The sequence below is a fragment of the Amycolatopsis dongchuanensis genome (genome assembly GCF_039542405.1).
GTDB classification, from domain to species: domain Bacteria; phylum Actinomycetota; class Actinomycetes; order Mycobacteriales; family Pseudonocardiaceae; genus Amycolatopsis_E; species Amycolatopsis_E sacchari.
This window is the reverse complement of the sequence record NZ_BAABIB010000061.1, coordinates 16,736-29,638: the sequence shown is the minus strand read 5'-3', so window position 1 is coordinate 29,638 and position 12,903 is coordinate 16,736. Positions and strand designations below refer to the sequence as shown.

The following is a 12,903-nucleotide window of genomic DNA, read 5'->3' as shown; positions in this document are numbered from 1 at the left end:
ATGCAGAAGAAGTACCTGACGGTCGAAGAGGCCGGTGAGTACCTGAACACGGGGGTTCGGTTCGTGCGGCGGTTGATCGCGGAACGGCGGATCGCGTTCCACAAGGTCGGGGTTCATGTTCGGTTGTCGGTGGCGGATCTCGAAGCGTTCGTGCAGGCAGGTCGGGTCGAGCCGGTCGAGGTGCGGTGGTCCGGCGGGAGGGCTGCTTGATGGCGAGTAGCAAGGGACGCCGGAGGTTCGGGAAGGTCCGGAAGCTGCCTTCGGGCCGCTGGCAGGCATCGTTCATCGCGCCGAACGGAAAGCGGCAGTACGCGCCGAACACGTTCCGGACGAAGACCGATGCTGATCGCTGGCTCGTCGGGGTCGAGGCGGACATCAGCCGCGGGGCTTGGCTGGATGACAAGCTCGGCCGGGAAACGTTCGGCAACTACGCCGATGCCTACCTTCGGGACAACCCGGACGTGGGTGACCGCTGGGAGGAGACGTGTCGGCGGAACATGCGCCTGCACATGACGGAGCTGCTTGATCTGCCGCTGATCGCGATCACCCCGCCGGTCGTGCGGAGCTGGTACGGCAAGGCGCTGGCGGGGACGGGAGGGAAGACCTCCATCGCTCAGTCGTACCGCTTCCTGCGAGCCGTGATGAACCAGGCGAAGCGGGACGGGGCGATCCAGGTCAACCCGTGCCAGATCCCGGGCGCTGGGTCCGACAAGGCCAAGGAACGGGGGATCGCGACACCGGGTCAGGTGGCCGAGCTGGTCGAGGCGATCACTCCTCGATACCGGGCGGCCGTCCTGCTCGCTGCCTGGTGCGGGCTGCGGCGCGGGGAGGTGTGCGGGCTCCGGACCGAGGATGTGGACCTGATCGCCGGTGTGATCACGGTGCGCAAGAACAGGGTGGAGCTGCTGGAGAGCCCGAAGAAGTACGACAAGGACCCCAAGACGGATGCCGGGCGGCGGGAGATCGCGTTTCCTCCGCATCTCAAGCCCTACCTGGTCGAGCACATGACCAAGTGGGCGGGGGCGGAGCGGTTCTTCGTCGGCCGCGATGGTCAGCCGATGCGGGGCAACGCGGTCTACCAGGCGTTCGTCCGTGCCCGGAAGCGCGTCGGTGTGGACGTGTCCTTCCACGACCTGCGCCACACCGGACAGACGCTTGCCGCGAGCACTGGCGCGACGCTGGCAGACCTCAAGAAGCGCCTCGGGCACTCGTCGGCAGCGGCGGCGCTCCGGTATCTCCACGCGGTCGAGGGGAGGGACAAGGAACTGGCCGGGGAGCTGAGCAAGTTGGCCGAACGGGGCGACGCGATCAAGCTTCCGAAGACCATCATCGTGAAGCACTGATTGGGGCACGCGGGGTGCACGAACCGGCCGTGCACCCCGCCTGACCAGCGAAAACATCTGCGCCTGAAAAGCGGAAGGTCGCCGGTTCGACCCCGGCCCTGGCCACCCTTCACGAAGCCGCTCTGATCCAGGTCAGGGCGGTTTTTTCGTGTTCGCGCCCGAGCACTGCGCCAAAAGCACCAGCCCCCGGGATAGCCTCTGATCATGAGCGGCGGCGGTGAGTCCTCGGAGTTGCGCATCGTCGTAGATGACTTGTCGGGGGCGCGGATCGCCGCGTTCCTCGGCGAGCACGTGCGGCAGATGCGGTCGCTCACGCCGTTGGAGAGCGTGCACGCCCTCGACCTCGACGGGCTCCGCAAACCGGAGGTCACCTTCTGGTCGGCGATGGACGGCGAGCACGTCGTGGGCTGCGGTGCGATCAAGCGGCTCGACCCGGAGCACGCCGAGCTCAAGTCCATGCGCACCGACGCCCGGCGCAAGCGGAGCGGGATCGCCTCCCTGCTGCTGGAACACATCATCGCCGAGGCGCGGCGCAGGGGGTTCTCCCGGCTGAGCCTGGAAACCGGTTCCGGCGAGTTCTTCCTGCCCGCCAGGAGGCTCTACGAGAAGTTCGGCTTCGCCTACTGCGAACCCTTCGCCGACTACCGGCCCGACCCCAACAGCGTCTTCATGACGAGAACGCTCCGCTGATGTGACCTGGTGGCCGCATTGGTGGGAGCACCGTCAGCGGAGCGAGACCCCGCCTACCGGCGCGAACGGAGGTGGCGGAGGCGCGGCGAGGCCTTCGATTCCGGCGGCGAAATCAAGCTCCGGTGCCGCCTGCGGTGGCCGGACGGCGGAATTCCCCGGTGGCGACGTGGGACGCTTCGGCTGTCACAGGGGCGGGCACGGTGGTCACCGCGCTTCCGCCCGGGACGTGTGGTGGACCTTGACCGCCGGTCGGCCGTCCCATGAACCACCCGCGAACCTCGTACCGCACGGACGTCGTGCTCTTTCCTGGCCACCGGAAGCCGCGGAACGGGCTACTGTGGTGGGCTTCTGACCGTGCGATCGCCGTCCTGGGGAAGGGAATCCACGATGCCGCTCGATGACGAGCAGTTGGCCGCGAAGCTGGTCCGCGGGCTGGTGCCCGGGAAGATCACCCTCGCGGAGTACGACCCGGCGTGGCCGGAGCGGTACGAGCGGCGCGCCGCCGAACTGCGGGACGTGCTGGGCGATCGGCTCCGGCTGGTCGAACACATCGGGTCCACGTCGGTGCCGGGGCTCGCCGCGAAGCCGATCATCGACATCGTCGCCGGGATCGACGACCCGGACGACGAGCAGGCCTACCTGCCCGATCTCGAAGCGGTGGGGTACGACGTGCGGGTGCGGGAGCCCGGGCACCGCTGCCTGCGGGCCGGGGACCCGGACGAGCCGGTGAACCTGCACTGCTACGCGCCGCAGGACGTGGAAGTGCGGCGGTACCTCGTCTTCCGCGACCGGCTGCGCGCGAGCGTCGCCGACCGCGAGTTGTACGAGGCCACGAAGCGGGAGCTGGCCCAGCGTGAGTGGCGGGACGTGAACTACTACGCCGAGGCGAAACGGCCGGTGATCTTGGAGATCCCCGGCCGCGGCGGGTGGCAGGAGTAGGGCCCGCACAGAGGGACCCCCGGCCGGGAAAGCCGGGGGTCCACAAGCGACAGTCAGTCCCGCAGCAGCTCGTTGAAGAACGTGCGGTACCGCCGCAAGGCCAGCCGCAGGTCCTCCGTGGCGACCTGTTCTCCTTGCTGCCACTGGGTTTCCAGCTCACGCTTGTGCTCGGCGAACGTCGACGCCAGTGCCTGCATCACCTCGGCGACCAGCTGGTCCGCCTCCTGCACCGTCTCCTGTGGATCGTCCACGAACGCGGTCTGCAGCGACTGCCACCGGCCGCGGAAGCGCTCGACCTCCTCCTCGCTGAACAGCTGCACGCGGTCGTCCTCGCCGGGACGCGAAGCCTCCGCGGGCCGTTCCTCCTCCGCGGGCCGCGAAGCGACCAGGTCCTCCGTGCTCAGGCGTTCCTCCGTCGTCATCGAGCTTCCCCTTCCGTGCGCGTGACGTGTTCCGGCGTGCCCAGCAGATCGGCGAAAACCGTGCGGTAGTGCACCATCGCGCGCCGCAGGTCCTCCGTGTCCGCACCGTCCTGCTCGTGCCCGTGCAACGTCTCCCGTGCCGTGCGGTAGTGCTCCAGCGTCCGCGCGTGCTCCACGGACAGGTCGCGCACCTGCTGCTCGTGCCCGCCGTCCGTCGGGTAACCGCGGTCGGTCATCACCTGCGTCAGCAGCCGGTCCGCCTCGGCGATCGCCTCGCCGGGCTCGTCGACGAACCGCTCCTGGATCGCCGACCACTGCTGCCGGTACTGCTCCCTCGCCTCGTCGGGAAGCGGCCTGATGTCGAGCTGCTCGTGCCGCCGCTCCCGCTCCGCCAGCTCGCGTTCGGCCGCACGACGGCTCGAACTGTCCTGCACCGTCCGGTCGTACTCCGGCCCGAACCGCTCACGCAGGTGCCGCCGCCGCTGCGACCGCACCAGTACCGCGACCAGACCGAGCACCACGACGACGGCGACCACGATGATGACGATCATCGTTGGGGACATCGCAAATCTCCTCTGTGGCTGCGAAACATCGGTCCCCCCGAACCCTCGTCGGGTGCGCGCGGCCGTCGTCCGGGAAACCCGGTCGCGACGGTGAATCGATGCAGTAAGCGCTTTCCGGACGACGTGGTTGCGCTGATCGGCCGATCAGGAAACCCAGTGGACACCCAGCCCCGTGCGGCCGCGAGCGAGGTGCGGCCGGAGCACGAGGTCCTCGTCGTAGTCGCCGCCGTTCTGCGTGCGGAACGGCAGCGGCTCCGCGGTTCCGAGTGTCTCCAACCGCGACCGCAGCTCCTTCGCCGTGCACTCCACGTCATCGAGGCAGTCCGCGGCGTACACGACGAACGGTGGCAGCGGCGCCATGCCCGTGTACCAGAACGTGCCGTGCAGCAACGGGAACAGCAGCTCCGTCAGGTCGCCGTGCACCCCGCGCGGGCCGAGCGCGGAGGCGCGGGCACCGATGGTGGCCACCGCGAGCGCTCGTTTGCCCGCGAGCTTCCCCTCGCCGTACCGCAGCGCGACGCCGTCTTCACGCGTGATGCCGTAGCCGAAGCCCTTCACGAACACGCGGTCGAACCAGCCCTTCAGGATCGCCGGCAGCCCGTACCACCACACCGGGAACTGCACGACGAGCGCGTCCGCCCACTCGACCTTCTCCTGCTCGGCCAGGATGTCGTCGCTCAGCCGTCCCGATTCGTACGCCTCGGCCGACGCGTCGGCGACGTGCAGCCGCTCCGCCGGGTCGTGGCCGTAGTCCTCGGGACCCACCACGGGGTTCCAGCCCATCGCGTACAGGTCGGACAGCCGGTATTCGTGGCCGAGCTCGGTGAGCGCACGTAGTCCCTCCTCGCGCAGCGAACCGTTGAGCGAGCGGGGTTCGGGGTGAGCGGAGATCCACAAGACGTTCATGGTCCCGATCGTGCGGCCGCCGGGAGTTCACGACGAGTGGCCCGAAGGCCAGGATGTGGAAGGATCGGGCCATGCACCGGATCGCCGTACTCGTGCGGACCGGCGTGCTGCCGATCGAGCTGGGCATCGTGCACCGGCTGTTCGGGCAGGCCCGCTCGGCCGACGGGAAGCCGCTGTACGACGTCGTCACCTGCGCGCTGACCTCTGGCCAGGTCCGCACCGACGCCGACTTCACGATCACCGTCGAACGCGGGCCGGACGCGCTGGCGGAGGCGGACACCGTCGTCGTGCTGTCGTCCGACGAGGACTACGAGCCCCAGCGGGGCGGCCGGCTGCGTGGTCCCATGGCCGATGCGTTCGCGCTCATCCGGCCCGGCACCCGCATCGCGTCGATCTGCACGGGCGCCTTCGTGCTCGCGGCGGCCGGGTTGCTCGACGGGAAGCGCGCGACGACGCACTGGCACTCGGCGCCCGACCTCGCCGCGTTGTACCCGGCCGTCCAGGTCGAGGAGAACGTGCTCTACACCGACTCCGGCGACGTGCTGACCTCCGCCGGGGTCGCCGCCGGGATCGATCTGTGCCTGCACCTCATCCGCCGTGACCACGGCGTGGCGGTCGCGAACGAGGTCGCCCGCGGCACCGTCGTCGCGCCGCACCGCGACGGGGGCCAGGCGCAGTTCATCGCGCGCCCGGTGCCCGAGCCGCGGTCGCCCTCGACCCGCAACGCCAGGGCGTGGGCGTTGCGGCACCTCGACCGGCCGCTGACCCTGCGCGAACTCGCCGCGCAGGACTCGATGAGTGTGCGCACCTTCACCCGGCGCTTCCGGCAGGAGGTCGGCATCTCGCCGTTGCAGTGGCTCACGCAGCAGCGCGTCGAGCGGGCGCGGCGGCTGCTGGAGGAGACGGACCTGCCGGTGGACCGCGTCGCCGCCGAGTCCGGGTTCGGCACGGCCGCGTCGCTGCGCCAGCACCTGCAGGCGGCGCTGGGCGTGTCCCCTAGCGCCTACCGCGCGACGTTCCGGGGTGATGCGTCACTCGTCGGCTGAAGTCGGCAGTGGACAAAAATGTGAAAGCGCTTTCAGAGAACGAAGATCCTTGGCGCTCAAGGGAACTCGGAACGATCGTAGCGCGCGGGGTTACCGATCTTCCCGGCGCGCGGCCCCCTTCGAGTTGCGTGGTACCGATAAAGTGTCCGAATGGCTGGCGGGAAGCGGCGCACCCAGGCGGAGCGGCGAGCGGCCACCCGGACGGCGTTGCTGGCGGCGACCGTCGAGTGCCTGGTCGAGTACGGCTACGCCAACGTGACGGCGGCGCAGATCGCCGAGCGCGCCGGGGTGACCCGGGGCGCGCAGGCGCACTACTTCGCCACGAAGGCCGACCTCGTGGTGGCCGGGCTGGAGTACGCCACCGGCACCATCCTCGACCAGCTCCGCGGTGACCCGCCGCACCGGCCGACCGAGGCGGAAACCGTGATGGCGCTGGTGGACCGGCTGTGGGCGCTGCACGACAGCCCGTCGTTCACGGCGCTCACCGAGCTGTGGCTCGCCGGCCGCACGGATGCCGAGCTGCGCCGCCACGTCGCCCGGTACAACCGCAGGCTCACCGCGGGACTGGGCGAAACGCTCAACGAGGTCGTGCCCGACTTCCTCGGCAGGCCGCGGGGCACCGCGGTGCTCCTCACCGCACTCGCGGCGATCCGCGGTGTGCTGCTGACGGGTTTCGTGTCGAGCGAGCGGACGACGGGAACTTTGTGGACGGTCACGCGGGGCGAGCTGGAGCAGCTCGTCCTCGACGCGATCGGCGGGTCCTGACCCTCCGCAGTGGACAGAACATACGTGCGTGCCGGTATATTTCACGGGGTTTCGCGTGACCGGCGCGCGCAGGGGGCGCTCCGGTCACGCGGACGTCAGTCCCAGAGTTCCGCCGCGGGCGCGGGCCTGCCGAGGAGGTAGCCCTGCGCCTGGTCGCAGTCCAGCTCACGGAGGAGTTCGAGCTGGCGCTCGTTCTCGACACCCTCGGCGACCACAGTCAGCTTCACCGCGTGCGCCATCGCGATGATGCTCTTCACGATCACCTCGGCGTCGTCGGACTCGCCGAGCCGCGTGACGAACGAGCGGTCGATCTTCAGAGTGTCCAAAGTGAGCCGTTGCAGCTGGGCGAGCGAGGAGTAGCCGGTGCCGAAGTCGTCGATGGCCAGCCGGACGCCGAGTTCCCGCAGCGCGGTCAGGGTTTCCCCGGCCAGCACCGAATCCCGCATCAGCGCGCTTTCGGTGATCTCCAGGCACAGCGCCTTCGCGGGCAGGCCGGTGCTCTCCAGCGCGGCCTCGACCTCCGGCACGAGACCGGGGTCGTCGAGCTGCCGGGTGGACAGGTTGATCTTCAGGTCGACGTCGACCCCGCTCGCCCGCCGGGCCGCCAGCTCCCGCGTCGTCATGCGCAGCACGTGGGAGCCCAGCTGCCTGATGAGGTCGCTCTCCTCGGCGAGCGGGATGAACTCCGTCGGCGGCACCGCGCCGTGCACGGGGTGCGTCCACCGCAGCAGGCCCTCGACGGCCACCGTCTGCCCGCTGCGCAGGTCCACCACGGGCTGGTAGGCCGCCCACAACTTGCCGAGCCGGACCGCGTCCCGCAGGTCCTGCTCCAGCCGCAGCCGCCGCTGCATCCGGCGGCGCAGCTCGACGTCGAAGAACTCGTACCGGCCGCGCCCCAGCGTTTTCGCCTGGTACATGGCCACATCCGCGTCCCGCAGCAGCTCGTCGGCCGCACGCGGGTCGCCGCACGCCGCGAGCACGATGCCGATGCTCGCGTCCACATGCAACTTCCGGCCGTCGACGGAAATGGGCCTGCTGAGGGAGTCCCGCAGGTGCTCGGTCAGCGCCCGCACCTCGGGTTCGGTGCGCACCTCCGACGCGATCACCACGAACTCGTCGCCGCCGAGCCTGCCGACGACGTCGTCGCGCCGCACCGTGCGCCGCAGCCGCTCCCCGGCGATCCGGAGCACGCGGTCACCGACCGAGTGGCCCAGCGAGTCGTTGATGACCTTGAACTTGTCGAGGTCGATGAACAGCACCGCCGTCGACGTGCGCTGCGGCCCGTGCAGCCGCGCGCTCAGCTCGTCCAGCACCAGCGTCCGGTTGGCGAGCCCGGTCAGCGGGTCGTGCGTCGCGTCGTGCTCCAGGCGCTCGCCGATGGCGCGGCGCTCGGTGATGTCGGTGAACGAGAGCACGAACGCGCTGAGCTCGGTGTCCTCGGGGTTCATCGCGCGGCACGACGCCGAAAGCCACACGTTGCGCCCGTCGCGGCGCAGCACCCGCATCACCCGGCCCTGCTGCGCGATCCCGGTGCGCCGCACCTGGGCCGACGGGTACTCGCTGGGCGCCATCCGCTTGCCGGACTCGTCGTAGATCGGCCATTCGTGCGGGGACGACCCGACCATGGCGGCCTCGGGCACGCCGAGGATCCGTTCCGCGGCCGGGTTGGCCGACAGCACCTTGCCCTCGGAGCTGATCACCAGCACGCCTTCGTCGAGCGCCGCGACGACCGTGCTGTACTGCCGCTCGGCGCGGCGGCGCGCGGTCTCGTCGGCGCACACCAGCACGAAACCGTCGTCCATCTCCGCGGCCGAGACCCGGATCGTGAGCGCGGCGCCGTCCAGCGCGCGGTGGGTCTGCTGGCTGACCCCGCCGCCGCGGAGCACCGCCGCGGGGTCCAGCTGCGCGCCGACCAGCTCGCTCACCCGGCGGCCCAGCGCTTCGGCCGCCGACAGCCCGTATATCGCCTCCGCGGCGGGGTTCCAGCTGGTCACCCGGCCCTTGGCGTCGGTGGCGATGATCGCGTCGCTGACGTGCTCCACGAGCGCCGCCTGGTACCGCAGCGCGGCCTCGGCGGCCTTCTGCGCGCTCACGTCGCGCATGATCACCTGGAACGCCGGCCGCCCCATCCACGTGGTGCGGACCGAGACGACCTCCATCGGGAACCGGATGCCGTCGGTGCGGACGAAGAACGCCTCGGACGGCTCGGACGTCGCCCCCGGCTCGGTCAGGTGGGCCAGCCTGGCGGCCATCTCCGGCACGGACTCGGCGGCGACGAAGTCGGTCAGCGGCCTGCCCACCAGTTCGGCGGGTGAGTCCAGCCCGGCGAACCGGGCCGCGGCGGGGTTGGCGTAGGTGACGTGGCCGTTCTGGTGCACGGCGATCGCGTCCGGGCTCAGCTCGATGAGCAGGCGGTAGCGGTCGGCGAGGTCGGCCAGCTCCCGCCGGTCCTCGTGGCGGTCGGTCACGTTGTTGGCGATGCCGAGCAGGTGCCCGTCGAAGTTGCGGGCCCGGAACCGGATCCACAGCAGCTCACCGGCCGGTGTCTGGTACGGCTGCTCGAGTTCGAGGTCCTGCCAGGCCTCGGTGGTGCGGGCGGCGACGACGATCGGCTGCACCAGCTCGGCCAGCCGGGAGCGGATCTTCGCCTCGTCGGCGCCGGGGACGCCGAGCAGGTCGTCGAGGCCCGGCCGCCAGGACAACCGGTCGGTCGCCAGGTCCAGCGACCAGAGGACGGCGCGGTCCGCGGACAGGGCCAGGTCGATCAGCTGTTCGTGATCGACGGACAAAGCCGTGCCCTTCCGGTCGTTGGCGTTTGCCTCCATTGTCCGTCCGATCCGCCGATGACTCCGTGGCTTGTGCTTACTCCGTCCGGAGTAGGCCGATGGGTCGAAAGCACCCTTCCTCCCGATACCAGCTTGCCACGGAAAAAGCACGAAGCCGCTGGTCGTTGGCACTGGGGATTCGTTCGGTTCCGAACGGATCGTAGAGGCAACGAGCAAGGAGGGGCGAGTGCAATGGACTCGCGAGGAATAGGAATCTGCGGCATCGGCACGGTGACCGGCTACGGCTGGGGACGTGAAGTGTTCTGGGACGGCCTCACGGAGGGTAAGCACGCGGCCACCCTGGAGGGTGGCTACGGGCTGAACCACGACGAGACCGCGTGGGTCGCGAAGGTCGCGGACGGCGGTGACCCCGCGGACGGCGCGAGCCGGTTCGCGCGGGCCATGCGCGCCGCCGCGCGGGAGGCGATCACCGATGCGGGTGACCGGGGCTGGCGGCCCGGCAAGCGCGTCGGCCTGCTGCACGCCGTGGTGCTGGGGGAAGTGGATCTCTGGCGCGAGTTCTACCTGACCCGCAATGCCGACCTGAAGCCGCGCGAGTACCTCGCGCTGATGCCGTCGACACCGATGTCGACGTTCATGCAGGAGCACGGTTTCCACGGTCCCGCGATGAACGTCTCGGCGATGTGCGCCTCCGGCAACGCCGGGATGCTCACGGCCAAGGCGTGGCTGGACGCCGGGATCGTCGACGACGTCGTGTTCGTCGCGACGGACCTCTCGGCGACTCCGGAGAACGTCCTGCATTTCACCCGATTGGGGGTGGCCGTCGTGGACACCGACCCGTTGGACGCGTGCCGTCCGTTCCAGGAGGGCAGCCGGGGCTTCCCGGCCGGTGAGGCCGCGGTCGCCTTCGTGCTGTCCAACCACGCGGAGCGGCCGTACGCGCTGGCGCTCGGCGGGGCGATGTCGCACGACGCCCACCACGTGACGTCGGTGGATCCGGGGCTGGAGCAGGTGCGGGGCTGCTTCCGGGACGCCCTGGCCAACGCGGGGGTGCCCGCCTCGGCCGTCCGCTACCTCAACGCGCACGGCCCCGGCACGGCCCAGTGCGACCGCGCGGAGGCCGCGATGCTGGAGGAGTTCTTCGGTCCGGACACCGGGCTCTACTCCGTCAAACCGCTGGTCGGGCACTGCCAGGGCGCGGCTTCGGCGGTCGAGATGGCGGTCGCGGCGCTCGGCTACGACCGCGGGTACATCCCGGCGCCGCCGATCGTCGCGCCGGGGCACCCGCAGCTGCTCAACGGCCGGACCCCGGTCCAGGACGGCCTGACCGTGAAGTCCTCCCTCGGCATGGGCGGGCACAACTCGGTCGTCGTCCTTGCGCCGCCCGCGTGAGCGGGGCCGTGAAGGGTGCCCGCCGAGGGCGCCCTTCACGGCGTCCTGGTGCGGCTGGGGGGGAATCATGGTGCCCGGCACGTCAGCGAGAGGGGACCAGGTGACGACCGGGATCAAGGAGTGGCTGCTGGAGGGCGAGCACAAACGCGCCAGCCAGCTGTCCGGCGACGGGCGGGAACAGGCCCGCGAGCGCGACCACCCGTGGTGGAAGGTGATGTGCCTCACCGGCGTGGACTACTTCTCCACGCTGGGCTACCAGCCGGGCATCGCCGCCGTCGCGGCCGGCGTGCTCTCGCCGCTGGCGACCATCGTGCTCGTCGTGCTGACGCTCGCGGGCGCGCTGCCGATCTACCGCAGGGTGGCGGCCGAAAGCCCGCACGGGCAGGGCTCGCTCGCGATGCTCGCGAAGCTGCTGTCCCGCTGGAAGGGCAAGCTGCTGGTGCTGGCGCTGCTCGGGTTCGCCGCGACCGACTTCGTCATCACGATCACCCTCTCCGCCGCCGACGCTGCCGAGCACGCGGTGGAGAACCCCTTCGTGCCGGGCTTCCTGCACGGCCAGAACATGCTGCTCACGCTCGTGCTCATCGCGTTGCTGGGGCTGGTGTTCCTGCGGGGCTTCGCCGAGGCCATCGGGGTCGCGGTCGTGCTCGTCGGGCTCTACCTCGCGCTGAACCTGGTCGTCGTGGTGGACGCGCTGGTCCACGTGTTCCGCAGCCCGCACGTGATCGTGGACTGGAAGAACCTGCTGGTCACCCAGCACGGCAGCGTGTGGGCGATGGTCGGCGTCTCACTGGTCGTGTTCCCGAAGCTGGCGCTCGGCCTGTCCGGGTTCGAGACCGGCGTGTCGGTGATGCCGCTCGTGCGGGGCGGCGGGAGCGACCCGCTGCGGGGGCGCATCGGAAACACCCGCAAGCTGCTCACCACCGCCGCACTGGTCATGAGCTGCTTCCTGATCACCAGCAGCTTCGCCACCACCGTGCTGATCCCGCAGGCGGAGTTCGAAGAGGGAGGCAGCGCGAGCGGCCGGGCGCTGGCGTACCTGGCGCACGGCTACCTCGGCAACGCCTTCGGCACCGTCTACGACGTCAGCACCATCGCGATCCTGTGGTTCGCCGGCGCGTCGGCGATGGCGGGCCTGCTCAACCTCGTCCCCCGCTACCTGCCGCGGTACGGGATGGCGCCGAGCTGGGCCGCGGCGACGCGGCCGCTGGTGATCGTGATCTCGGTGATCGCGTTCGTCATCACGTGGATCTTCGACGCGAGCGTCGACGCGCAGGGCGGCGCGTATGCGACCGGTGTGCTGGTGCTGATCTCGTCGGCGGCGCTCGCCGTGACGCTGTCGGCGTGGCAGCGCGGACGGCGCGGGGCCTTCGCCGCGTACGCCGTGATCACGGTGGTCTTCGTGTATACAACGTGTGCGAACATCGTGGAACGGCCGGACGGCGTGAAGATCGCCGCGTTCTTCATCGCCGCGATCATCCTGACCTCGCTGGTTTCCCGCGCGACGCGCTCGCTGGAGCTGCGGGTGGAGCGCGTGGAACTCGACGCGGCCGCCCGCCGCATCGTCGACAAGGCCGTGCGGGGCGGGCACATCCGCCTCATCGCCAACGAACCGGACGCGCGTGACGAGGCCGAGTACCGCGACAAGCTGCGTGAGGCCGAGGAGAACCTGCACATCCCCCACGACTGCGTGCCGATTTTCCTGGAGGTCACGATCTCCGACGCCTCGGACTTCCAGTCGACCCTCCACGTGCGCGGCGAGAAGCGGCAGGACTTCCGGATCCTGCGCGTGAAGAGCCCGTCGATCGCCAACGCCATCGCCGCGATCCTGCTGCACTTGCGCGACGAGACCGGCATCCGGCCGCACATCTACTTCAGCTGGACCGAGGGCAACCCGTTCAAGTTCCTCGTGCGGTACCTGTTCTCCGGTGACGGCGACGTGCCGCCCGTCACCCGCGAGGTGCTGCGGCGCGCCGAGCCCGATCCCGCGCGGCGGCCGCTCGTGCACGTCGGCTGAGGGTTGCCTCGGCACCGGCCGAGGAAGAGGATCG

General features: G+C 70.4%; 12 protein-coding genes. 8 read left to right on the top strand and 4 right to left on the bottom strand.

Going from position 1 to position 12,903, the window contains the following annotated elements; translation table 11 throughout:
* The 4 genes from ABFX51_RS13515 (at window position 1) to ABFX51_RS13500 (ending at window position 2,972) form a co-directional block, all read left to right on the top strand.
* Complete coding sequence (locus ABFX51_RS13515) at window positions 1–210, top strand: excisionase family DNA-binding protein (RefSeq protein WP_346053864.1); 210 nt, start codon at window positions 1–3, stop codon at window positions 208–210.
* Window positions 210–1,343 carry a site-specific integrase gene (locus ABFX51_RS13510; RefSeq protein ID WP_346053863.1) on the top strand — a complete coding sequence of 378 codons (1,134 nt, stop codon included), beginning with the start codon at window positions 210–212 and terminating at the stop codon, window positions 1,341–1,343. The genes ABFX51_RS13515 and ABFX51_RS13510 overlap by 1 nt, the downstream gene beginning before the upstream one ends.
* A 204-nt stretch (window positions 1,344–1,547) precedes the next feature.
* Window positions 1,548–2,033, top strand: a complete 486-nt coding sequence (locus ABFX51_RS13505; RefSeq protein WP_346053862.1) for a GNAT family N-acetyltransferase — start codon at window positions 1,548–1,550, stop codon at window positions 2,031–2,033.
* Window positions 2,034–2,420: 387 nt separating this feature from the next.
* Window positions 2,421–2,972 carry a GrpB family protein gene (locus ABFX51_RS13500; RefSeq protein WP_346053861.1) on the top strand — a complete coding sequence of 184 codons (552 nt, stop codon included), beginning with the start codon at window positions 2,421–2,423 and terminating at the stop codon, window positions 2,970–2,972.
* 53 nt (window positions 2,973–3,025) lie between these two features.
* On the opposite strand, the gene ABFX51_RS13495 is transcribed toward ABFX51_RS13500, so the two are convergent.
* The 3 genes from ABFX51_RS13495 to ABFX51_RS13485 all read right to left on the bottom strand — a co-directional run bounded on the left by ABFX51_RS13495 (window position 3,026) and on the right by ABFX51_RS13485 (window position 4,863).
* A complete protein-coding gene (locus ABFX51_RS13495) occupies window positions 3,026–3,394 on the bottom strand; it encodes a hypothetical protein (protein ID WP_177228727.1) in 369 nt (122 codons plus the stop codon).
* Window positions 3,391–3,957 (bottom strand): hypothetical protein, encoded by a 567-nt coding sequence (locus ABFX51_RS13490; protein WP_091508235.1) that lies wholly within the window; start codon window positions 3,955–3,957, stop codon window positions 3,391–3,393. Before ABFX51_RS13490 ends, ABFX51_RS13495 begins: the two co-directional genes overlap by 4 nt.
* Window positions 3,958–4,101: 144 nt before the next feature.
* Window positions 4,102–4,863, bottom strand: a complete 762-nt coding sequence (locus tag ABFX51_RS13485) for an NAD(P)H-dependent oxidoreductase (protein ID WP_091508236.1) — start codon at window positions 4,861–4,863, stop codon at window positions 4,102–4,104.
* A gap of 71 nt (window positions 4,864–4,934) precedes the next feature.
* Here ABFX51_RS13485 and ABFX51_RS13480 point away from each other — a divergent pair, with 71 nt between their 5' ends.
* Complete coding sequence (locus ABFX51_RS13480; protein WP_245783086.1) at window positions 4,935–5,909, top strand: GlxA family transcriptional regulator; 975 nt, start codon at window positions 4,935–4,937, stop codon at window positions 5,907–5,909.
* 150 nt (window positions 5,910–6,059) lie between these two features.
* A complete protein-coding gene (locus tag ABFX51_RS13475) occupies window positions 6,060–6,674 on the top strand; it encodes a TetR/AcrR family transcriptional regulator (protein ID WP_091508241.1) in 615 nt (204 codons plus the stop codon).
* A gap of 95 nt (window positions 6,675–6,769) precedes the next feature.
* Here the strand turns inward: ABFX51_RS13475 and ABFX51_RS13470 are convergent, their stop codons facing one another.
* Window positions 6,770–9,499, bottom strand: a complete 2,730-nt coding sequence (locus tag ABFX51_RS13470; RefSeq protein WP_346053860.1) for a sensor domain-containing protein — start codon at window positions 9,497–9,499, stop codon at window positions 6,770–6,772.
* Between the two features lie 192 nt (window positions 9,500–9,691).
* On the opposite strand from ABFX51_RS13470, the gene ABFX51_RS13465 reads away from it, so the two are divergent.
* Together ABFX51_RS13465 and ABFX51_RS13460 are read left to right on the top strand one after the other, a co-directional pair.
* Complete coding sequence (locus ABFX51_RS13465) at window positions 9,692–10,852, top strand: beta-ketoacyl synthase N-terminal-like domain-containing protein (protein WP_346053859.1); 1,161 nt, start codon at window positions 9,692–9,694, stop codon at window positions 10,850–10,852.
* Between the two features lie 100 nt (window positions 10,853–10,952).
* Window positions 10,953–12,869, top strand: coding sequence for an APC family permease (locus ABFX51_RS13460; protein ID WP_245783087.1), 1,917 nt, complete (start codon window positions 10,953–10,955; stop codon window positions 12,867–12,869).
* Window positions 12,870–12,903: the final 34 nt, after the last annotated feature.

Coding starts and splice junctions, on each gene's coding strand:
- ABFX51_RS13510 (WP_346053863.1), top strand. CDS start 210: ATGGCGAGTAGCAAGGGACGCCGGAGGTTCGGGAAGGTCCGGAAGCTG.
- ABFX51_RS13470 (WP_346053860.1), bottom strand. CDS start 9,499: ATGGAGGCAAACGCCAACGACCGGAAGGGCACGGCTTTGTCCGTCGAT.
- ABFX51_RS13515 (WP_346053864.1), top strand. CDS start 1: ATGCAGAAGAAGTACCTGACGGTCGAAGAGGCCGGTGAGTACCTGAAC.
- ABFX51_RS13505 (WP_346053862.1), top strand. CDS start 1,548: ATGAGCGGCGGCGGTGAGTCCTCGGAGTTGCGCATCGTCGTAGATGAC.
- ABFX51_RS13480 (WP_245783086.1), top strand. CDS start 4,935: ATGCACCGGATCGCCGTACTCGTGCGGACCGGCGTGCTGCCGATCGAG.
- ABFX51_RS13490 (WP_091508235.1), bottom strand. CDS start 3,957: ATGTCCCCAACGATGATCGTCATCATCGTGGTCGCCGTCGTCGTGGTG.
- ABFX51_RS13495 (WP_177228727.1), bottom strand. CDS start 3,394: ATGACGACGGAGGAACGCCTGAGCACGGAGGACCTGGTCGCTTCGCGG.
- ABFX51_RS13485 (WP_091508236.1), bottom strand. CDS start 4,863: ATGAACGTCTTGTGGATCTCCGCTCACCCCGAACCCCGCTCGCTCAAC.
- ABFX51_RS13465 (WP_346053859.1), top strand. CDS start 9,692: ATGGACTCGCGAGGAATAGGAATCTGCGGCATCGGCACGGTGACCGGC.
- ABFX51_RS13500 (WP_346053861.1), top strand. CDS start 2,421: ATGCCGCTCGATGACGAGCAGTTGGCCGCGAAGCTGGTCCGCGGGCTG.
- ABFX51_RS13475 (WP_091508241.1), top strand. CDS start 6,060: ATGGCTGGCGGGAAGCGGCGCACCCAGGCGGAGCGGCGAGCGGCCACC.